Origin of the sequence: Clostridioides sp. ES-S-0123-01 (genome assembly GCF_020658415.1) — a bacterium.
Lineage (GTDB): Bacteria > Bacillota > Clostridia > Peptostreptococcales > Peptostreptococcaceae > Clostridioides.
Window position 1 is genome coordinate 473197 of the sequence record NZ_JACVWD010000005.1, and the last position, 21943, is coordinate 495139.

At 26.0% G+C, this 21943-nt stretch carries 18 protein-coding genes and 1 pseudogene; 15 read left to right on the top strand and 4 right to left on the bottom strand.

Going from position 1 to position 21943, the window contains the following annotated elements; all coding sequences use genetic code 11:
* Positions 1–20: 20 nt before the first annotated feature.
* From IC175_RS14595 to proC, 5 genes are all read left to right on the top strand, one after another.
* Positions 21–812 (top strand): MetQ/NlpA family ABC transporter substrate-binding protein, encoded by a 792-nt coding sequence (locus IC175_RS14595; RefSeq protein WP_227432859.1) that lies wholly within the window; start codon positions 21–23, stop codon positions 810–812.
* A gap of 148 nt (positions 813–960) precedes the next feature.
* Positions 961–3699: a PAS domain-containing sensor histidine kinase gene (locus tag IC175_RS14600; RefSeq protein ID WP_227432861.1), complete on the top strand. Its 2739-nt coding sequence runs from the start codon at positions 961–963 to the stop codon at positions 3697–3699.
* A gap of 114 nt (positions 3700–3813) precedes the next feature.
* A complete protein-coding gene (locus IC175_RS14605) occupies positions 3814–4422 on the top strand; it encodes a DNA-3-methyladenine glycosylase (protein WP_227432862.1) in 609 nt (202 codons plus the stop codon).
* 1089 nt (positions 4423–5511) lie between these two features.
* A complete protein-coding gene (locus IC175_RS14610; RefSeq protein ID WP_413840640.1) occupies positions 5512–6102 on the top strand; it encodes a helix-turn-helix domain-containing protein in 591 nt (196 codons plus the stop codon).
* 36 nt (positions 6103–6138) lie between these two features.
* Positions 6139–6942 carry a pyrroline-5-carboxylate reductase gene (gene proC / locus IC175_RS14615; RefSeq protein WP_227432864.1) on the top strand — a complete coding sequence of 268 codons (804 nt, stop codon included), beginning with the start codon at positions 6139–6141 and terminating at the stop codon, positions 6940–6942.
* A gap of 79 nt (positions 6943–7021) precedes the next feature.
* Here proC and IC175_RS14620 read toward each other — a convergent pair whose 3' ends face one another.
* Complete coding sequence (locus tag IC175_RS14620; protein ID WP_227482326.1) at positions 7022–8212, bottom strand: DUF1002 domain-containing protein; 1191 nt, start codon at positions 8210–8212, stop codon at positions 7022–7024.
* A gap of 267 nt (positions 8213–8479) precedes the next feature.
* Between IC175_RS14620 and IC175_RS14625 the strand changes: the two genes are divergently transcribed.
* The 7 genes from IC175_RS14625 to IC175_RS14655 all read left to right on the top strand — a co-directional run bounded on the left by IC175_RS14625 (position 8480) and on the right by IC175_RS14655 (position 15294).
* Positions 8480–8956 (top strand): type I restriction enzyme HsdR N-terminal domain-containing protein, encoded by a 477-nt coding sequence (locus IC175_RS14625; RefSeq protein WP_227432867.1) that lies wholly within the window; start codon positions 8480–8482, stop codon positions 8954–8956.
* A 290-nt stretch (positions 8957–9246) separates the two neighbouring features.
* Positions 9247–10131, top strand: coding sequence for an RNA polymerase sigma factor RpoD/SigA (locus tag IC175_RS14630; RefSeq protein ID WP_227432868.1), 885 nt, complete (start codon positions 9247–9249; stop codon positions 10129–10131).
* A gap of 696 nt (positions 10132–10827) precedes the next feature.
* Positions 10828–12372 (top strand): murein biosynthesis integral membrane protein MurJ, encoded by a 1545-nt coding sequence (gene murJ, locus IC175_RS14635; RefSeq protein ID WP_227482327.1) that lies wholly within the window; start codon positions 10828–10830, stop codon positions 12370–12372.
* 35 nt (positions 12373–12407) lie between these two features.
* Positions 12408–13067, top strand: a complete 660-nt coding sequence (gene deoC, locus IC175_RS14640) for a deoxyribose-phosphate aldolase (protein ID WP_227482328.1) — start codon at positions 12408–12410, stop codon at positions 13065–13067.
* Positions 13068–13254: 187 nt separating this feature from the next.
* Positions 13255–13623, top strand: coding sequence for a GntR family transcriptional regulator (locus IC175_RS14645; protein WP_227432872.1), 369 nt, complete (start codon positions 13255–13257; stop codon positions 13621–13623).
* Positions 13624–13626: 3 nt separating this feature from the next.
* Positions 13627–14502, top strand: a complete 876-nt coding sequence (locus IC175_RS14650) for an ABC transporter ATP-binding protein (protein WP_227482329.1) — start codon at positions 13627–13629, stop codon at positions 14500–14502.
* The gene (locus IC175_RS14655; RefSeq protein ID WP_227834594.1) at positions 14503–15294 is read left to right on the top strand and encodes an ABC transporter permease; all 792 of its coding nucleotides are present in this window, start codon (positions 14503–14505) and stop codon (positions 15292–15294) included.
* A 177-nt stretch (positions 15295–15471) separates the two neighbouring features.
* Here IC175_RS14655 and IC175_RS14660 read toward each other — a convergent pair whose 3' ends face one another.
* Positions 15472–16797 carry an MATE family efflux transporter gene (locus IC175_RS14660; RefSeq protein WP_227836055.1) on the bottom strand — a complete coding sequence of 442 codons (1326 nt, stop codon included), beginning with the start codon at positions 16795–16797 and terminating at the stop codon, positions 15472–15474.
* 421 nt (positions 16798–17218) lie between these two features.
* On the opposite strand from IC175_RS14660, the gene IC175_RS14665 reads away from it, so the two are divergent.
* The 3 genes and pseudogenes from IC175_RS14665 to IC175_RS14675 form a co-directional block, all read left to right on the top strand.
* The gene (locus tag IC175_RS14665; protein ID WP_227851664.1) at positions 17219–17803 is read left to right on the top strand and encodes a TlpA disulfide reductase family protein; all 585 of its coding nucleotides are present in this window, start codon (positions 17219–17221) and stop codon (positions 17801–17803) included.
* The gene (locus IC175_RS14670) at positions 17796–17945 is read left to right on the top strand and encodes a CD1871A family CXXC motif-containing protein (protein WP_227432878.1); all 150 of its coding nucleotides are present in this window, start codon (positions 17796–17798) and stop codon (positions 17943–17945) included. The genes IC175_RS14665 and IC175_RS14670 overlap by 8 nt, the downstream gene beginning before the upstream one ends.
* Positions 17946–17955: 10 nt before the next feature.
* Positions 17956–18807: pseudogene (locus IC175_RS14675) on the top strand (4Fe-4S binding protein); the annotation flags it as partial.
* 892 nt (positions 18808–19699) lie between these two features.
* Here the strand turns inward: IC175_RS14675 and IC175_RS14680 are convergent.
* Positions 19700–20560: a creatininase family protein gene (locus IC175_RS14680; protein ID WP_227851665.1), complete on the bottom strand. Its 861-nt coding sequence runs from the start codon at positions 20558–20560 to the stop codon at positions 19700–19702.
* A 563-nt stretch (positions 20561–21123) separates the two neighbouring features.
* Positions 21124–21771, bottom strand: a complete 648-nt coding sequence (locus tag IC175_RS14685) for a lactate utilization protein (RefSeq protein WP_227432881.1) — start codon at positions 21769–21771, stop codon at positions 21124–21126.
* Positions 21772–21943: the final 172 nt, after the last annotated feature.

The window sequence follows — 21943 nt, forward strand, 5'->3', positions numbered from 1 at the left end:
TTTTAAAGGGGGAGTAAAAAATGAAATTAAAAAAATTATTATCAGTAGCATTAGTGTCAGCAATAGCAATATCAGCAGTAGGATGTTCAAACAAAGAGGATAAAAAAATATTAGTAGGGGCATCATCAAATCCACATGCAAAAATATTGGAAGTTGCAAAACCTTTATTAAAAGAAAAAGGATATGATTTAGAAGTAAAGATATTTGATGATTATGTGCTTCCAAATACAGCTTTAGATGAAGGTTCTTTGGATGCTAACTTCTTTCAACATATTCCATTTTTAGAGGAGACTGTGAAGGAAAAGGAATATAAACTTACTTATACATCTAAAGTTCATATAGAGCCAATGGGATTCTATTCAGAAAAAGTTAAATCATTAGATGAAGTAAAAGATGGAGCAGTTATAGCTGTACCAAATGATGCGACTAATGGAGCTAGAGCACTTAAATTATTAGCAAAGCATAAATTAATAGAAGTAAAGGATGGCGAACTTATAACTAAAAAAGATATAACTAAAAATCCTAAAAATATACAAATAAAAGAAATGAATGCAGAACAATTACCAACAGTATTAAAAGATGTTGATGGAGCAGTAATAAATTCTAACTATGCTTTAACAGCGAATTTAAATCCTACTAAAGATGCAATAGTAATAGAATCAAGCGATTCTCCATATGTAAATATAATTGCTTGTAGAGAAGATAATAAAGATAGCGATAAGATTAAAGCTTTATCAGAGGCTATGAACAGTAAAGAAGTTAAAAAGTTTATACAAGATGAATATAAAGGAAGTATAGTTCCAGCTTTTTAAATTAAATATACAAAATCTATAAAATGAGTAAAATTTTAAAAACTTTACTCATTTTTTTTTATAACTAGAAAGTGACAAATTTTTTGGGAGAATTGTGGTAACATATTTATAGATAAAACTATATAAAAATGAAGAAGTGGTGGAGAATATGGAATCTAAAGGAACTTTAAGGAAGAATAAGGGCTATATATTGGCTAATGGGTTATTTTTAATTATTGCACTTTTGAATATAAATTTGTATACAGTTTCCATAAATATGTATAGAATAATTTTACTTTGGATATTTGGATATTCTATAGTTTATATAACTAGTTTTGAAAAAGATGAATTTATAAACATACTAAAATTAGGATGCCTTGTATTAGTTTTTGTGGGGATTTTAGGCATAGCAGAATTAGAGATTCAAAAATTCCAAGTTATGATACTCAATTTAAGTATAATTAATATATCTACATTTATATACTTAACAATTTCTAAAATAAAAAAACTGAGAATAAGTCATTTGTTGATTTTCAACAGTACTTTTGTAATAGTAGATTATCTTCTAAGAAGTATTTTTAATAACTTTTATTTGAATATGATTATTATGGCAATTAATGTTGCCATGTCCTTGTTCAATTTATTGTTTGTATTAAACAAAACTAATAGTGAAACTGAACATTATAGCTTAATAAAAAATTTATCATACTTTGCTTTATTTGCAACTATTATAGGTTTTATAACAACTTGTCAAATTAGTATAGTAGATACAGATAGATTAATAGGAGTAGTGTATTTATTGTTATGTAATTATACTTACTATGTGTATGTATACAGTCTAATTAATAGAGTGGTATATCCATATTATGAATTAAATTCAATAAATAAGAAATTAAGTAAAAAGTCAGAACAATTAAGTAAGATAAATCTAGCAATAGAAAAGGACATGACTATACAGAAAACATTAAAAAATTACATAGATGAAAGAAAAGAGTTATTAAGACAAGCACTTGATACTATACCAAATGTATGGATAATAACAGATTATGATTTTAATATAAGTTATACAAATAATGCATTTAAAGATGAATTTTCAAAGGACATGAAAAACTTTTATCACATATTAAATTTTATAAAGGAAGATGAGCATGTAGCTGAAAAGCTAAAGAAATTTGATACGGATATAAGTATAATTGATAAACAAGTAGAGTTGAATAATAAAATATATTTGTTAAGTTTAAGTAATAATGAAGAAGAAAGTAATTATTTAATAAGCTTAAATAATATTACAAATGAAATAAAAATGGATAAAGAGATAAGGGCTATAAATAAAGATTATGAAAATATAATATTAAATATACCATCTCCTATACTTGTAAGAAGTGCAGAAGGTGGTATAAAGAAGAATAAAGTAATAAGCATAAATAAAAAATATGAAAAGAGTTTTAAATGTACACCAAAAGAGCTAGTTAATATGACATTAGAAAAATATTTTGAAACCTTTAACATAGATTTTTTTGATAATAGAGAGTTTAAAAGATTAAATCTAACAAAAGAAAAGAAAGCTGAAATAGTAAGTTATAATGATACAGCAAATTGTATAATTAATTTTGTAATGTCTGATTCAGAGGGCGAAGAACATGTTGAAGAAGTAAGAGTTGGAGATTATTGGTCAAATAATAAATTATTTAAGTTACTTACATTTAGAGATATAACTAAAGAAATAAATATACTTAGAACAGTAAATGAACAAAAAATAATATATGAAAAATTATTAGATGCTATACCAGAGGCTATTTTTCTTGAAGATTTAAGTACATCAAGAGTACTCTATACGAATAGAGCTTTTAGAGAATTATTTGGAATATCAAGTGATGTACTAGGCGTAACAACACAAAAATATAGAAATATCTTAGTAAAAAAATACATAAACAATTTAAATATAGGTGAAAGAGAAAAAAGTATTCATATAGTAAATGAAAACAATCATATTAAAGAAGTAAAGATGATATCAAGAACCTTATACTTTGGGCAGAAGAGAAGTAGAGTGAGAATAATTAAAGATTTAAGTGTACAAAGAGAGTCTGAGAGACTTAAAAAAGCATTAATAAAACAAAGACAGTATGACCAGATGAAGATGGAGTTCTATGCTAATATATCTCATGAACTTAAGACCCCTTTAAATAATATCTATAGTTCAGTTCAGCTTATCGAGAATCTTTATAAAAAAGGAAAGATAATTGACTGTCAAGATATATTAAGAGAACACATAAAAATAACTAAACAAAACATGTTTAGATTATTAAGATTAATAGATAATATAATAAATATTTCTCAAGTTAAATCAGAAATATATAAGATTAAAGCGGTTAACTTTGATATTATCGATATAACAGAAAGAATAGTTACATCCATTAGCAGTTATGCAAAATCTAAGGGAATAGACTTAGTTTTTGATACAAATGAAGAAACCATGAGAGTAGGACTTGACCCAGAATCTATAGAGAGGATAATATTGAATATATTATCAAATGCTATAAAGTTTACTTTAGAAGGTGGAGAAATACTTGTAGGAATATATAAAGAGGGTGAAAATGTAGAAATACTTATAAAAGATACTGGAATAGGTATAGAAAAGGAGAAATTAAACGACATATTTAATAGATTTAAACAAATTGAAAATAGTGGTATATCAAACGAATTCGGCAGTGGAATAGGATTGTGTCTTGCAAAATCATTAATTGAAATTCAAAATGGAGAAATTTATATAGATAGTAAATTAGGAGAAGGAACAAAGGTAAAAATAATATTCCCAATTAAAGAAGTAGTTGAAGAAGTCTATGATAAATCAAATTACAACGATAATATTGAAAAATTCGAGATAGAATTTTTTGATATATATAAGTAGTAAATATTGAAATCCATTATTTTATATATTAATATACAATTAAAAGCAGACTAATTTTACTTATGATTTTAGCTGTATTTAACTGACTATAAATAAACTTTATGAGGTGGAATTTTGGAAAAGGATTTTTTTAGGAAAAATGGAATTGATTTAGCTAAATCTATATTAGGTAAATATTTAATAAGAAAATATGAAAATAAAACAATTGTTACCAAGATAGTAGAGACAGAGGCATACATGGGTATAAATGACAAAGGCGCACATGTATATGGTGATAAAAGAACTGAGAGAACTAAGCCTCTCTATTTAGATGGTGGACATATATATGTTTATTTAATTTATGGTATGTACAATTGTCTAAATCTATCAGCAAATATAGAAAATGTACCAGAGTGTGTGTTAATAAGAGGTGTCGAACCAATAACTTCTTTAAATGAGATATCTGTAAATAGATATAATAAACTGTATGATAATTTGAGTAAGTATCAAATAAAAAATATTACTAATGGACCAGGAAAACTTTGTAAGGCTTTAAAAATAGATAGAAGCTTAAATAGTAAGAGTATAATGGGTGAAGAATTATATATAAGTGACTTTTATTATGATAATGAAGGAAAAAAAGTATTTAGTGAAGATAAATTGGATATAAAAACTAGTAAACGTATAAATATAGACTATGCAGAAGAAGCAAAAGATTTTTTATGGCGTTTTTATATAGAATAGGTACTGATATCAATAAGATATATATTTATAAAAATTATTTTTTATAAATATATATCTTATTTTTTATAGAATTTTTATTTTAGTATAAATAAATTTATAAAGCAGGAGATGTATTTTCAGTAGATTTTTATAATTATTTTCAATTGTTTTGTTTATACAAACAAAGATATATTTCAACAAAATAAGTATGATAATATTATACTATAAAATAAATGAATATTAACTTTTGGACGCATTTTATTAAGAATAGTCGTGTTTATATATAAAGTTAGTTTATTTTATATTAAACAGATTATTTATTACAACAAATAATTATTTATAAAAAATAGAAAAATTTTGACAAAAAAAGAAAGTATCTTTAGAATAGAGATATATTTAAAATCGTATGATTGAGGTTATAAGGTGATTTCATATGGTTTATTATGAAAATTATTGTTAGACAGAAAATTTAAAAATGGAATTTAAAAAGATGATAAATATTTTGATAACGATTGTTAAATTAGGAAATAACAAGTCTGTATCTGTATAAATATTAGAAAAATATGTATAGTTTTAGACTGTAAAATATAAGATATTGTAGAAATAAAAAAAGGCATTGAATAGATACTATTAAATTGTAAAATTATGTTATAATTATTGTAAAGGATGTAAAAATCTGTAGAAATAGCAATATAATAAGCTTGATTTTTAATAGTTAAATTCAAATAAACTATATAATGCAATATACATAAATTAAAGATAGTAATCTGATAAAAATTATACTAATAGGATTTATATATTATGAACTATATAAATAATAAAGTAAATTATAGGAATAACTTAAGTTTTATAATATAGTTTTATAATATAAAAAAAGTCATTATAATCAGATATATTAAAAAATAGAAAAATGATTAATAAATTTTATTAAATTAGGTAGAGAGATATATATAATAAATTATAAATAATGATAAATGTGTAGACAAAAGAAAGTGAATAAATTATATTTATACTAATAAAGTTTTTTTGAGGTGAAATATTATAGATATAATAGCCTATATTTATATTCTTATATTTATATTATGAAAAAATTAAAATTATTTAGGGGTGATGGTTTTGAATAAGGACATAGGAGCAAAAATAAAGCAACTTAGAACTCAAAAACAAATGACACTGAAAGATATGAGTGAGAAAACAAACTTATCAATTGGATTTTTGTCACAGCTTGAAAGAGGATTAACAAGTGTGGCAACAGATTCATTAGGTAAAATAGCAAATGTATTGGATGTAGATTTAACTTACTTTTTTATGAAACCAAAGGAGCATAAGAGACCTGTATTAAGAAGTTATGAAAAAGAAGTTTTTGATGTAGAAAATTCAACATTTATACATTATCATTTATCATCTAATTTAAAAGAAAAAACTATGTTACCAAGATTAATTGAAATTCTTCCAAGTAAAAGTAGTGAAGAAATTTGTTGCTATGTACATAGTGGTGAAGAATTTGTATATGTTTTAGAGGGCACTCTTACAGTGTTTTTGGGTGACGAGCAAATTGAAATGTATCCAGGTGATACAATACACTACAATAGTGAAAAGAACAATCACAATTGGGTTAACTATACTAATAAGATGGTAAGAATTTTAGTGGTAAGTATACCAAATCCATTTGAAAATTCTGATACAGTTAAAGAAGCTTAAAGTTTAGTTATTACTTATTTAAGGAGGAGTATTACAGTGAAAAGAATTGGATTTATAGGTGCAGGGAATATGGCCAGTGCTATGATAGGTGGTATAGTAAATTCAAAATTAGTTGAACCTAATATGGTAACAGCATCAGCATATACTCAAGGAACTCTTGATAGAATACATGCAAATTTTGGTATAAATACTACAAAAGATTCAAAAGAGGTTACTAGAAATTCTGATATAGTAATTGTAGCTGTTAAGCCAGACATATATGATGATATTTTAGAAGAGATAAAAGATTTTGTAGATGATAGTAAGATTATAGTTACAATAGCAGCAGGAAAATCTATAAAAGATATAGAGGCAATTATAGGTGAAAATAAAAAAATAGTTAGAACTATGCCTAATACTCCTGCACTTGTAAATGAGGCTATGTCTTCAATATCTATAAATAAAAATATAAAAGATGAAGATTTAGAAGCAGTGGTAGAAGTATTTAGTTCTTTTGGAAACACTGAAGTCGTACCAGAATATCTTATAGAAGCAGTGATTGGAGCGAGTGGTTCTGCACCAGCCTATGTGTTTTTGTTTATAGAAGCTATTGCAGATGCAGCAGTAATTGCAGGAATGCCAAGACAACAAGCATATAAATTTGCAGCACAAGCAGTTATGGGTTCTGCAAAAATGGTACTTGAAACAGGAAAACATCCTGGTGAACTAAAAGATATGGTATGCTCACCTGGAGGGACTACTATAGAAGCAGTTAAAGTCCTTGAAGAGGAAGGTTTTAGAGCCTCTGTTATAAAAGCTATATGTGCATGTATAGAAAAATCTCAAAAAATGAGCAAGTAATAAGAATTTATTTGAGATAAAAAGAATTGCCTTTTATAGAAAATTTCTATATTAGGCAATTCTTTTATTTACTTAATTTTTAAAATAAACCTGAAAGCCAATTCTTTATTTTTTCAAAGAAACCAACTGAGTCATTAGTATTGGATTGATTTTCAGAATTATTAGTTGTGTTATTTTCACTTGATTGAGTGTTATCATTATTCTCGCTATTATTTTCTGAGTTATCCGTATTATTAGAGTTAGTACTATCTTCTGAGTTATCTGTATTATTAGAGTTAGTATTATCTTGTGGATTTATTTGAACACCTTCTGTAGAGTTTATCACAGCATTTGAGCCAAGAGACTCATCATTAGTGTTATTTAAGATTCCCAAATCTTTTTTATCTCCTCCTGAGAATAAACCAGAGAACCAATCTCCTATTCCACTAAACCATCCACCTATAGTATCTAGTATTCCAGAACCTTTAACACTATCACCTAATTTTTTTAGTTGTTCATTTACATTGTCTGATACATTATCCAATGTATTTTTCATATTATTGTAATCATAATCTTGGTCAGCTATTTTTTTCATTACACCTTGAATTTGTTCTTTTTGTTCTGGTGTAATAGTAATATTGTAATTGTTTACAACATTATTTATCGTATTAGCTATTTGATTAGTATCCTTTGTACCATTTTTTACAATTTCTGTTTTGATATCATTCATCACACCAGTTGCTTTTTCTTGACCTATATCATCTCCTAAATCACCTGTAACCACTAACTCTTCAGAAGCAATTTCCTTTTTTGTTTCGTCAAGTTTTTTTCCTGATGCATCTTCAAATGCTTTCATAATTCCTGTCAATGCACCAGTACCACTTACAGGATATGGAGCAGCAGCAATAACATTTGCATTTTCAAGACCAGCTGTTGTAAGTGTTGAAGCAATCATTGAGCTAGTTACCCAAGTTAAATTTGCTGTTTTAACATTAATTCCATTGCCATTTGTTGTAGGCTCAACATAAGAGCAAGAAATAGTAACTTTACCAAGTTGGCTCTCTGTTGCAACACCTTGTAAATATTGTCTTTCTTCTGCATTTGTTACATCTAAAACTAAGACTTGGTCTTTTTTAACTCCAAAATAATTAAGCATTTGTTGTTTTTGAGATTCTGATAAGTTAGCTCCAAGTGTAACAACATTTGTTCCATCTGCATAAGCAAGGTTTAAACTTCCAAACACAAGCATAGTAGATATAATAATAGAGCTAATTTGTTTTTTAAACTTCATAATAATCCTCCTAGATTTAACATACATTACATTTTCAATATATATTTTTATCAATATATTGAATAAAAATATGTGCTACATTTCTATTATACTAAATATAAACTATTTTTTAAATCAATGCGATTACAAGTTTGTAATAAAAAAGGTAATATAAGGTAAATAATAAAAAAATAATTTTTATAAGAGATTGAAAAAACAATTAATGTAGTATACTATAATATAGAAATGATTATGATAATGTTATAGAATCGGAAGGAGAAAAAATAAATGTCAAAAGAATTAGTAAAAGACAGAGTAATAAAATATTTAATAGAAGATTTATTAGTACCTCAGGACATGATTGATACAAATGTTGAATTAGCAGAATTTGAAGAAGGTGCAGAGGGAACTTTAGATATTATTGTAAATGTTAAAGATGATGAGGATTATTACGCTCCAGTAATGATAGTGCAGTGTTTAGATGAAGATGTAGAATTAGAAGGGGAAGTTTTACAAAAACAAATAGAATTTTTAGAAGAAGTAGATAACATAACTATGTCAGGTAGATTGGTTTTAACTAATGGTGATGCTATGATGTATGCTGATTGGAGAGGCGAAGAATATGATACTGAGGCAGCACTTCCAACTTATGATATAATGGTAAAAGAGTTTAATGAGATGGAACAACAAGTTAAAGATTCAGAAGAAGAACATCATCATCACGATGAAAATTGTGGATGTGGATGCAATCATCATGAAAAGTAAATAACAAGCATATATATTAAAAAAGACTGTTTAATCAACAGTCTTTTTTTAGACATATATCAATCTAAAAACTTAGGATATAACAATATATAATAAAATAAATTATATATATAAGGAGGATATTAGGGTTAGAGGTAGAATAATATTATAGGTATAGTTTTTATAACTTTGTATACATAATATACAAAACAACTTATTTGAAGAAGGGGATATTATGTAGTTGTAGATTATGTAGTTTTAAATTATTTATTTTTGTTTTAGCAAATTCTATGAATAGAAGGGGTTTGATTATGGATACTAAAAAAGAAAATAATTATGAAAATTATATTTGTGTGGGTTCATCAAATGTATCAAATGCGATGAAAATGTATTTAAAGGAAATTGAGGAATACAAAATGTTGTCAGCAGGAGAAGAGGTAGAGCTGGCAAAGGAAATAATCAACTCATCTTCAGTAGCAAAGGAAAAGTTTATAAATTCAAATTATAGGTTGGTAGTGAGCATAGCAAAAAGATATAAAAGAGATAGTATTGATATGCTAGACTTAATTCAAGCGGGAAATATAGGACTCATAAAAGCAGTAGAGAAGTACGATTATAAAAAAGGATACAAATTTAGCACTTATGCTACATGGTGGATAAAACAAAGCATAACAAGATATATTGATGATTGCGAAAATACTATTAGAATACCTATACATCTTCACCAAAGAATAAATTTTGTAAAGAAAAAGAAACAAGAACTTTTAAATGTATTATTAAGAGAACCAACTGTAGATGAGATTGCAGATGCTTGTGGTCTTGAGGTTGAGAAAGTATTGGAATTATTAAAACGAGATAAAAATGTTGTATCTTTGGATACACCATTAAAAGAAGATGAAGATAGTAGTTTAGTTGAATTTATACCATCAGATGCTGATTTTAAAGATGTTGTAATGCATGAAGTGGAACAACATAATTTAAAAGAAAAAATAGAAGAATTACTTACAGGTCTTGGAGAACAAGAACAGCAGGTTTTGAGAATGAGATTTGGCATTGATGATGATGACCCTAAGACATTAGAGCAAATTGGAAAGGTGTTTGGAGTTACTAGAGAAAGAATAAGACAAATAGAAGCTAAAGCAATAAGAAAATTAAGACATCCAAGTAAATTAAAACAATTAAAGCATTTTTATTAATATTTATAAAGCGAATATAAAAGAAAGTAGGAGAAAGATTCTCCTACTTTTGTTTTTTCTTTTGTTATACTTACACATAATCAATAATGGTTTTTCAATAGGAAAATATGAGATTAATAAAATAAAAATTACCTTTACATTACTTTAACTTGCAGAAAAGTTGAGTTTTTATTAGCTTATTGACGACTATTAATAATCATATTGATGTACTTTATTTAAAATGCACTTATATATCTCTGTTAAGTATTCTTCATTGAGGAGAATACTTTTTTGGATTTTCTTTAAATAAATAATTATTTAGTAAAAGTGATTAAAATTTTTCAAAATAGATAAAATATGTTAAAATATAACTTAAAAATGATTATATATTTTCCTTATGTTGAGATTATTAAGTTATAAGAAATGAATAAAATGAAATTTAAAGATATTGCTAATATAAGTGTTTTGTTTTACCTAGATTAGAAAATAATAACTCCATTTCTGTGAATTCAATTAAATTTATTCTATTAGATTTAAATTGCGATTATAGAAAATGTTGTATAAATAAAAAACATAAAAAATAATGTTATTTATGATATATTAAAGAATAAACAACTACTATTATCTTCAGAAAATGTAGGAATAATAGATTAAATTATATATAAGAGGCTAGCTTTTACTGAACTAAAAGAAGTGTGTTAGAAGTGGAGTGATGAAATGAGCAAAGTGGCTAAAGCAACTTTTTATTTGATGATAGTTACTGTAATATCTAAGATTCTTGGCATGGGTAGAGAATTGGTTTTATCATCAATTTATGGAACAGGTTTGTATACAGAAAGTTATTTGACAGCTATGAATATACCAAATATTATATTTGCAGCAATAGGAACTGCTATAGTTACTACTTTTATACCAATGTATCAAGACATAAGTAGTAAACAAGGTGAAAAACAAGCAGTAAAATTTTTAAACAATGTCTTAAATATAATAGTTGGTATATGCATAATTGTAGCTATACTGGGTGTGATTTTTTCAAAACAACTTGTGAGTATATTTGCTATAGGATTTGAAGGCGAAAGATTTGAGCTTACTGTAAAATTTACTAAAGTACTTATAACGGGAATAATATTTATAGGTATTACTAGTGTTATGTCAGCATTTTTACAAATAAAAGAAAATTTTATCATAGTTGGATTTGGTAGTATCCCCTATAATATAGTAATAATTATTTCAATAATGATAAGTACCGTGTTTGGACCATATGTACTTCCAGTTGGTGCTGTAGTTGCTATGATAGTTCAGCTACTTTTTTACATGTTTTTTGTTAAAAAAACAGATTACAAATATTCATTTTACTTAGATTTTAAAGATGATAGTCTTATAAAATTGCTGGCATTACTTTCACCAGTGTTTATAGGTGTTGCTGTTAATCAAGTAAACTCATTAGTTGATACAACTTTAGCATCTACATTAGTTAAAGGTAGTATACCAGCACTTACTTATGCAGATAGGTTAAATGGTTTTGTTACAGGGACATTTACAGCCTCAATAGTGTCTGTTATGTACCCAATGCTGTCAAAATTAAGTGCAGAGAATAATCAAAAAAAATTTACTAGTTCAGTTAAATCTAGTGTCAATATGATAATAATTTCTATGATTCCTATTTCAGTTGGGTCTATTGTTTTTGCAAATCCAGTTGTTAGAATTATATTTGAAAGAGGAGCTTTTGATGCTAGAGCAACTCAAATGACAGCAACTGCTTTAGTTTTCTATGCAGTTGGAATGACTGCATTTGGACTTAGAGATATATTAGGTAAAGTTTTTTATTCATTACAAGATACAAAAACACCTATGGTAAATGGTATTATATCTGTTTGTGTAAATATAGTGCTAGATTTAATTTTAATAAAACCTATGGCTCATGGTGGTCTTGCTCTTGCAACTAGTTCATCATCAATTGCATGTATATTGTTACTTTTCATAAATTTAAGAAGGAAAGTAGGTTATTTTGGACAAGATAAGATAATAAAAGCAACCTTAAAATCATTAGTAGCATCAGTTATTATGGGAATTTTATCATATTTTACGTATAAATTTATATTTGGACTTTTAGGCGTAGGTACACTTAACGAGTTAGTATCATTAACCATTTCAGTAATAGTTGGAGGTGGAATTTATACATTACTAATGACCATTTTTAAAGTTGAAGAAGTTGATATGATATTAAATATTGCAAAAAGAAAGTTACACTTAAAAAACTAGTTTAACTATATTAATTATATATTTAGGAGGATTTTATGAAACACATATTAAAAACAGTAGACCATACTATTTTAAAGGCTACAACGACATGGGAAGATATTAAGATTTTATGTGATGAGGCTATAAACATGAATGTAGCATCAGTTTGTATACCACCATCATATGTAAAAAGAGCAGTAGAATATTTAAATAGTAAAATAAAGGTATGCACAGTAATAGGATTTCCCCTAGGATATCAAACTACTGCAACAAAGGTATTTGAAGCTGAAGATGCAATTAAAAATGGAGCAGATGAAGTTGATATGGTTGTAAATATTTCAGATATTAAAAATGGGGACTATGAGAAGATAGAAAATGAGATAAAAGAAATAAAAGCAATTATTGGAGATAAAATATTAAAAGTTATTATAGAAACATGTTATTTAGAGGAATATGAAAAAGTAAAGATGTGTGAGATAGTAACAGTGTCTGGTGCAGATTTTATAAAGACATCTACTGGAATGGGAACAGGTGGAGCTACTTTAGAAGATATAAAGCTTATGAAAGAGCATGTTGGAGAAACTGTTAAGATAAAGGCTGCTGGAGGTGTTAAATCGATTTCTGATGCAGAAAAATTTATAGAGGCAGGTGCTGAAAGATTAGGTACTAGTTCAATATGTAAAATATTAAAAAATGAAGACATAACAGGTTATTAAAACTATTAATTAATGGATAAAACAATGACAACTAGATATTAGTTTAATTATAAATTTATAGAATAAAAGGCAGAGGGAAATTTCCCTCTGTTTTTTTTATTTAATCTTGACAGAGAAAACTTTATAATATATTATAGTCTTATAGTTAGTTACTTAAGTAATTAACTAACTTAGGAAGGAGGAACCTATGAAATTAATATTAAATAATGAAGAACCCATATTTATTCAGATAGCACGAGCAATTGAAGATGAAATACTATCAGATGGAATAAAAGAAGAAGAGCAGGTTCCATCAACAACTGAACTTTCAAAGCTTTATAAAATTAATCCTGCTACAGTCTTGAAAGGAATAAATACATTAGTTGATAAGAATATTTTATACAAGAAGAGAGGGATAGGAATGTTTGTATCAGAGGGGGCAAGAAGTATAATAAAAGAAGTTAGGAAAGAAAACTTTAAAAATAATTTTATAAAAAATCTACTTCAAGAAGCAGATAAATTAGAAATAAACAGAGAAGAATTAGTTGATATTATAATAAATTTTAAGGGGGAGTAATGTATGAGTAACTCTATTAGGATAAAAAATTTGTCTCATAGCTTCAAAAAACAAAAGATTTTTGATAATGTATCTCTGAATTTTGAAGAAAATAAAATATATGGTTTATTAGGAAAAAATGGTGCTGGGAAAACTACATTATTGAATATAATAGTAAATCAATTAATTCAAAGTGAAGGAGATATAGAAATTTCAGGAAAAAATATAAAAGAAGATTTAAAAGTATTGGAAGATATTTGTATTGTAAGAGAAAAAGAATTTTATAATTCAGACTTTAAGGTAGGTCAGATATTTGAGTTTTCTTCTAGCTTCTATAAAAATTATGATAAGGCATTAGAAGAAAAACTATGTAAATATTTTGATTTAAATATAAAGAAAAAGTATAGACAATTGTCTAGGGGAATGAAGACTATACTTTCAAATATAATAGGAATTTGTTCCAATTCAGCTATTACTATATTTGATGAACCAACAATTGGTCTAGATGCAGTAAACAGGCAAGAATTTTATAATGTAATCTTAGATAATTATATAAAAAATCCAAGAACGATAATAATATCAACTCATTTGATTGATGAAATAGATGATTTATTAGAGCATGTAATAATATTAAATGAAGGTAAGATTATTATAGATGAAGATATTGATACTATAAAACAAAAAGCTCATTATATTACTGGAAGCAGAGAAGAAGTAGAAAAATTAGAAGCAATAAGAAATGTAAAGCCTAAAAAATCATTTGGAAATACAGTTGCCTATTTTTACTATGGTGACTTTAATAAAAACGATGAAAATATACTTAAAAATTCAAATATAGATGTAGGATATATAGGATTACAAGATATGTTTGTAAGTATGACTAAAAAGGAGGTTTTGTAATTGAATGAATTAAGACCATATATGAAATTTTTTAATAAAAATACAAAAACGTATATAATTTTATTTTTGGTAATAGGTGTTTTTTTAAATGTTTTACCACTTATTATTGTAAATTTTGCTAATTTACCTAGAGAAGACTTATCTTCATTTACAACTCCACTTTTAAACTATATAAGTATACTAATATTTGTATATGGAATATCTATAGTAAATAAAGATTTTTCAGGTGCTTTAAGTATAAGGGCAGATAGAAAGAATTGTATAAAAGCTATTATACTAACTTTAATTATTTTAGCCTTTGTTCTTTCTATTGTAAGTATAGTTTTGATATTTTTATCAAAGTTATCTATTGAGCTTATAACTGGTTATAAGGTAGATATGTTAGCTTTACTGAAACAAGATTTAATTTGGACCTCTATACCCATGATAATAAAATCATCAACAACAAATATGCCACTAGCTTATTTAAATTATTTTATAAATTTATGTATTAGTGAAATATGTATAGGTTTGATAGGCGCTTTATTGGGTGCTTTTACGTATAGGGTTAGAAAAGCTACAAGCTTTACCATATTAATAGGACTACCAATATTGATATTAATTTATGTAGTTAATTTTGCAATTAAACATATGCAAAAAATGATTACATATTTAGATAAAATTATTATTTTATTTGAAAATCCTTCTATTTTATTAGGGTTAAAAGTAGGAACTATATTTGTTTGTATAGCCTTAATAATATTACTACTTAGAAGAGCTCCAATTAAGGATTATGCAAATGATTTATTATAATTAAAATAGAAATTACCTTAAAAGTAGATTTAAATATTACTAGTAAAAAGCCCTTAAAAACCATTTGTTTTGGATTTTAAGGGCTTTAATTTCATTACAAATATGAAGTTTCTAAAGCGAAATTTGAATACAATTACTTTAAGCTAGCTTTATTAATTTTAACAATTATATATTTTACTAATACTTATATTTACTCTTATATTTTTTTATAAACAATATAGATATAAATATAGTTATAATTTCAGCAAATGGAACAGTAAGCCATAATCCATTTAGATGCAATATAGGAGGAAGAATTACAATTCCTATAATTACAAAAACAAAGGCACGACTAAAAGATATAATAGCTGAAATTTTTCCGTTGTGAAATGCTGTGAAAAATCCTGATGCAAATATATTTATACCAACAAATAAAAAAGCAAAAGCAAATATTTTTAGACCTTGTAAAGCTAAACCAAATACCCCATTATCAGGATTTACAAAAACTCTAACAATAAGTGGTGCAAAAACTAAAGCTACAATAAAAACTAAAATAGAAGAAACAAATATAAATTTTAAAGAATGCTTAAATGTTTCTTTTAACTTATCACTATTTTCAGCACCAAAATTATAACTTATCAATGGTGATACTCCAGCAGCAAAACCTAGATAAACCGATGTCATCAAAAAGTGAGCATAAAGTACTATAGTAAGAGCTGCAAGTCCAGTTTCTCCTGCTAATCTTAAAGCAACTATATTAAATAAGAATGTTGTAATTCCTGTAGATAATTCTGTAACCATTTCAGAAGAACCATTTATCATTGTATCTCTTATAAGTCTAAAATCAGTTTTTGGTTTTTTTAATTTTAATGTAGACTTACTTGATAAGAAGTAGGCTATACCTAAAATACAAGTTAAAATGATACCTATAGCAGTTGCAACCGCAGCACCTAGAAGACCCATTCCAAAATATTTAATAAACACATAATCTAATATTATATTTGTTACACCTCCAATTACTGATAGAAATAAACTAAATTTAGAGTTTCCATCAGTTCTTGTAAAATATTCAAATATAAATTTTAAAATATAAAAAGGTGTACATAAAATCATAACCTTACCATAAGTTATACAATAAGGTAGTAGTTTATCTGTTGCTCCAAGTAAAATAGATATTTCTTTGACAAAAAAATACGAGATTATTGTGAATAAAATTCCAATAATCAATGAAAATAAAACTATAAAAGAAAATGTAGAATTGGCTTCATCTTGTCTATTTTCCCCCATACGTATAGAAACTATAGCTCCTCCACCAGTTGCCATCATTATTCCAAAACCACAAACAAGGTTGATTATGGGTAGTACAATATTTATACTAGCAAGAGCATCTGAGCCAACTAATGTTGACACAAATATACCATCTATTATTGTGTATAAAGATATAAATACCATGGATATAATTGCAGGAGAAACAAATTTCAGAAATTCAAAAGTAGTGAATTTTCTTGTAAATAAATTTTCCATAAATTTTACCTCCTTTTATTACTCTCTATATATAATAAGGTATATAGTAACTATATAGTCAAGAAAAACTTTGCTAATACTATAAATGGCTTTAAATCAATAATAACTTATGTTTCGTATAATTTATAGAATAGCGATTAATGAACTTTTATTGAAAGAATAATTATACTCTATTGAAAAAGATAATTATATCTTAAGAAAATCTTTAGAAATATAGGTATATAATCTTAAGTTTTACAGCTTATCATATATATAAGATTTTGTTTGATAAGAAGTATATTTTAGTAACTATATATATTCAATATAGTTTTCCTTAGGTTGGCTATTATTTATTAAATGTAATAACTATAGTATAGAGAATAGGTTACTTTTATTTCAATCAACAATTTTATATATTATATAGATATTAGGAGTGTGAAGTATGAAAAGGTTTTTTGTATTAGTTTTGGGATGTGTTTTTGTTTTAGGTATACTTTCTGGTTGTAGTAAAAAAGAGTCTAAGCCTATAGACACAAGCGAAAAGAATAGTGAATGGTTTTTTAATCTAGAAACAAAAGATGTAGATGGAAATAAGGTAACAAAGGAGGTGTTTTCAAGTAAAGACCTTACTCTTATTAATGTTTGGACTACCTGGTGTGGTCCATGTGTAGGTGAGATGCCAGAACTTGAAGCTTTATCAAAAGAATATGAAAGTAATAATTCAAATGTAGCTATAAAGGGATTAGTTGTAGAAGTGGATGGAGTTGATATGAAAACTGGTCTTTCAGATGAAGAGAGAGACTTAGTTAAAGATATTATGAAAAAATCAAATGCTACCTATCAACAATTAACAGTATCTGAAGGTTTGAAAAAGACTGATTTTAAAAGAATTATAGAGTTTCCAACAACTTATTTTGTAGACAAGAACGGGAAATTTGTAGGTGACAAAGTTGCAGGTGCAAATAGCAAAGAAGAATGGAAAAAAATTATAGATGAAAGATTAAAGATGGTAAAAAGTAATGAGTAACTTTATTAAAGAAAATAAAAAAGGTATTTCTATTATTGTAATTGGTATTTCATTTATTGTATTGGGCATATATCGTGGAGAAGCAAATATAGTATTAACTAAAGCAATTATGATTTGCCTTGAATGTATTGGTATTGGTTAGGAGAGCAATCATGAAGTTATTATCAAAAATAAACAATAATATAAGAATTATTACTCAGATTGCATTTACAGCATTAACAAATGGATATATAAATGGTTTTTTGCAAGGGACTATTTATGGTGGAGAAAGTAAAAACTTGTGTGTACCTGGATTAAATTGCTATTCTTGTCCAGGGGCACTAGGTGCATGTCCAATAGGTTCACTACAAGCCGTTTTATCAAGTAGGGATTATAAATTTTCATTTTATGTTGTAGGATTTTTAATGGCATTTGGAGCTTTTTTTGGACGCTTTGTTTGTGGATGGCTTTGTCCTTTTGGACTTATTCAAGATTTATTATATAAAATACCATTTCCATTAAAAGTAAAAAAAGTTTATGGTGACAAATATTTAAAATATCTAAAATACATAGTTTTAATAGTTTTTGTAATTATTTTACCAATTACTATTGTAAATGTAGCAGGTGGTGGTAATCCTTGGTTTTGTAAGTGGATTTGTCCTTCAGGTACACTATTAGGTGGGGTACCTCTTATTTTAGAAAATGAAAGTTTAAAAGAATCCATAGGATTCTTATTTAGCTGGAAATTAAGCATTTTGATATTGATTTTATTAATGTCAATAATGATTTATAGACCATTTTGTAGGTACTTATGTCCTTTAGGTGCAATTTATAGTTTCTTTAATCCTATTTCAATATATAGATTTAAAATTGATAAAGATAAATGTACAAATTGTACAGTATGTCAGTCAAAATGTAAGCTTGATATTCCAATATATGAAGATGTAAATAGTTTAGAATGTATTAGATGTGGTGATTGTATAAAAGTGTGCCCTAAAAATGCAATTACTGTAACTTTTTCAAAAAATATAAAGAATAAATCAATATTTAAAAAAAATGTAAGGGGAAATAATTTAATGAAGAAGATTACTATATGTATTATGATGTTTGCAATCTCAGTATTAGTATTAACTGGGTGTAATAATGACAATAAAATAAAAAGTGAAGTAGATAATATGTTTAATGCAATAAAGACTCAAGATTCTGATAAAGTAGATAAATATTTTCCAGAATCAGGGTTAGGTAGTTTTATCTATAGTGACAAAGAAGGATTTAAAATGTATTCTAAAAATATGTCTTGGAAAATCGAAAATATAAAGAAAAAAGACGATAAAGTTATTGTAGATTTAAAAATTAATAATACAGATATGGTTTCTATATTAAAAAAGAATCCTCCTAAATTAGGAGAAATGATGCCTAATCCAACTATGGAGGACATTGATTCTGCAAATAAAAAAGAGTTTACAATTGCTTTAGAAGTCGTTAAGTCTGGGGAAAATTATATATGTAAAGCTAGCCCTGAATTTGCAATGAAACTTTTAAATGTAATTACTGGAGGAGGTACAGATTATCTAGCTGAGTATAATAAAGATTATTTTAAAAAACTTGATGGAGAATAAAAAAACTAAATTTATAGATAAAACATACTCAATAATTTATTAAAATTATGGTCAATATGTAGAAGTTTATTATGTAAAAGTTGTTTCTTATAGAAATAAAGATGCTAATAAAGAACATAATTGGCAATATAAATATTTGCTTGAATTATATAAAAATAATTAAATATGTAACATAAATAGTATAATAAAAGTGGCACTTAATTATAAGTGCCACTTTTATTATACTATTTATGTTATTTATAAGAGTTTATGTAGGTATTTTTTATAGGTTATAAATAGATTATATTGATTTGAAAAATTAAGTATTATAGTAATTATAAGTTTTAAATTTTAAGTTTGGGACATGATATAAAGGATGATTCATATATTTTTCATAATTAGAACGAAGAATAAAATTATGTGTAGCTATGTATATTTGTTCTCCAATGTCATTGTTTAGTTCAACTCCCAATTCTTCACTTGCCTCTTTAGGAAATCCAATATGACCTTCATTTTTAATTGTATTGATAACTTTTTGGATGTTCATCATTTCGTTATCTTGAATAGATATATCAGGGCGTTCTTGGTAATTATCATTTACTAATTCTGGATAGAGTGATAACATATTAGATGTTTCAATCCAGCCTGCGTGAAAATCATTTGGAAATAATTTGATTTTTTCTTTAATAGAATTAGAAAATTTTCTTAAGATTCCCTTTTGTTCGCAATTAAAAATTGAACCCATAGGTGCAATGGAAATTATGCCATATTCTTTGTTGATTGATTCACAGGCTTGTTCTATAGCAATTGTATGTAGTGGGTCAGCATGAGCAGATATAACAACGATATTTTTAACACCCCATTTGACTATGTTCTTTAATGTACTATAAATTATTTTGTAAATTAATTCACGGCTAATATGAATATTACCTGGGAAAGTTCCCATATCTGCAAAGCCCAAAGGTATTATAGGCAGTTTTCCATAACAATAGCTAGGTAAAATTGAGTCTAGTTTATTAATTGCAAGGTTAATCCATTCATCTGTTTCATAAATATCCACACCTATTGGTAAATGTCTACCATGTTCCTCAATTGGAGCTATACCAACAAATACTACTAGTTTTTCTTTGTCTAAATTCAAAATATCTTCCCATGAAAGAGTAAGTAAGTTATAATTCATAGCCTTGAACCTCCTGAAAATTTATTTTAGTAGTGATATTATTTTCTATATACATAATAATTAACACTAATATGTATATATAGTACTTTATATAAATAGTAATATATATACATATTAGTGTCAAGAAAGAAATAACTCTGATTTTAAAAACAACGACGATTCTTTTAATAATTGTTAAGTGAAAAAGTTAATGCTTATAAATTTATTACAATATTTTTTAGACTAAATATAAAGAGCAAGTATAGTACTATTAAAAAATAGAAGATATTTATTCAAAAAACACCAATCGGAAATTAAAACAAAAAACTTTATGGTATTTATGAAAACTTTATTAGAAATACAATTTAAATTATATATTATAGAAGTTTAAATAATAAAAGTAGTAGATATTTTGATTTCTAAGGGAAATAGTATTTAAGAAAATTGGAATATAGAAATTTGAGGACAAGGTAAAAGTGATAGAGAGAAAATTTTATATAGAATTTTCTCTCTATCACTTATGTAGGTAAACTATGTAACATTATTTTATTATTTATGTAATTATTTTTGTTTACAGATGTATTTTATAGACCAAGATTTTCTCCAACTAATATTACTTTTATCTTATTTGCTGGACGACTGATTCTTGTAGTTACCATATATGCACAAATACTTTCAGGACTTGTGCAATCTATACAACTACCATTAATATAGCAAGGAGTATTAACATCTTGAAAACGCTGTACAACTGCTGGTGCAGCAATTGTTCTAGTTCTTTGTATTGCATCACCAATATTTTTTACAATCTTATTCATGCCAGCAACAACTATAACATTTTTTGGTCCAAAAATCATTGCAGCTACACGATTTCCATTCCCATCAATATTAAAAAGCTGACCATCTTCACTAATAGCATTACTACTCATTAAAAAAGTATCACATAGAAGTGCTTGACGCATAATTTCTGTTCTTTCTTCTGGACTTTTTGCCAAATCCCTATCAATAACTTTATATCCTTTATTTTTAACAGCAATTTGTACACCCATTTCCTTAAGAGTTTCAGAACCTCCCCATGAGACTGTATGATTTTGAGGAATTAAATCTAAAATTTGTTGTAAAGCATCGTTTTTAGTTTTACAGTAATAAGCATCAAAATAGCGTTTTTTAAGAGCTGTAACGATGTTTGGACCTAACTTATCGTAACGTTTTTCTAATGGTGTTTGTCTTATCATACTAAAATCACTCCTGTATTTAAATTTTAAAGTTGTAACTATTATGCTAATTAAATTTACCTACTAGATAATTGTATAAATAAAGATAAAGAAAAGATTATACAAAATAAGCTTACATAAAACCAATTTTATTATTAACTTTTCCTAAAATTATGAAAATAGTTACAATATA

What these genes read in the sequence shown, in the direction of transcription:
- IC175_RS14595 (WP_227432859.1), top strand. Translation starts at nt 21, where the DNA reads ATGAAATTAAAAAAATTATTATCAGTAGCATTAGTGTCAGCAATAGCA.
- IC175_RS14600 (WP_227432861.1), top strand. Translation starts at nt 961, where the DNA reads ATGGAATCTAAAGGAACTTTAAGGAAGAATAAGGGCTATATATTGGCT.
- IC175_RS14610 (WP_413840640.1), top strand. Translation starts at nt 5,512, where the DNA reads ATGGTTTTGAATAAGGACATAGGAGCAAAAATAAAGCAACTTAGAACT.
- IC175_RS14620 (WP_227482326.1), bottom strand. Translation starts at nt 8,212, where the DNA reads ATGAAGTTTAAAAAACAAATTAGCTCTATTATTATATCTACTATGCTT.
- IC175_RS14625 (WP_227432867.1), top strand. Translation starts at nt 8,480, where the DNA reads ATGTCAAAAGAATTAGTAAAAGACAGAGTAATAAAATATTTAATAGAA.
- IC175_RS14630 (WP_227432868.1), top strand. Translation starts at nt 9,247, where the DNA reads ATGGATACTAAAAAAGAAAATAATTATGAAAATTATATTTGTGTGGGT.
- murJ (WP_227482327.1), top strand. Translation starts at nt 10,828, where the DNA reads ATGAGCAAAGTGGCTAAAGCAACTTTTTATTTGATGATAGTTACTGTA.
- deoC (WP_227482328.1), top strand. Translation starts at nt 12,408, where the DNA reads ATGAAACACATATTAAAAACAGTAGACCATACTATTTTAAAGGCTACA.
- IC175_RS14645 (WP_227432872.1), top strand. Translation starts at nt 13,255, where the DNA reads ATGAAATTAATATTAAATAATGAAGAACCCATATTTATTCAGATAGCA.
- IC175_RS14650 (WP_227482329.1), top strand. Translation starts at nt 13,627, where the DNA reads ATGAGTAACTCTATTAGGATAAAAAATTTGTCTCATAGCTTCAAAAAA.
- IC175_RS14660 (WP_227836055.1), bottom strand. Translation starts at nt 16,797, where the DNA reads ATGGAAAATTTATTTACAAGAAAATTCACTACTTTTGAATTTCTGAAA.
- IC175_RS14665 (WP_227851664.1), top strand. Translation starts at nt 17,219, where the DNA reads ATGAAAAGGTTTTTTGTATTAGTTTTGGGATGTGTTTTTGTTTTAGGT.
- IC175_RS14670 (WP_227432878.1), top strand. Translation starts at nt 17,796, where the DNA reads ATGAGTAACTTTATTAAAGAAAATAAAAAAGGTATTTCTATTATTGTA.
- IC175_RS14680 (WP_227851665.1), bottom strand. Translation starts at nt 20,560, where the DNA reads ATGAATTATAACTTACTTACTCTTTCATGGGAAGATATTTTGAATTTA.
- IC175_RS14685 (WP_227432881.1), bottom strand. Translation starts at nt 21,771, where the DNA reads ATGATAAGACAAACACCATTAGAAAAACGTTACGATAAGTTAGGTCCA.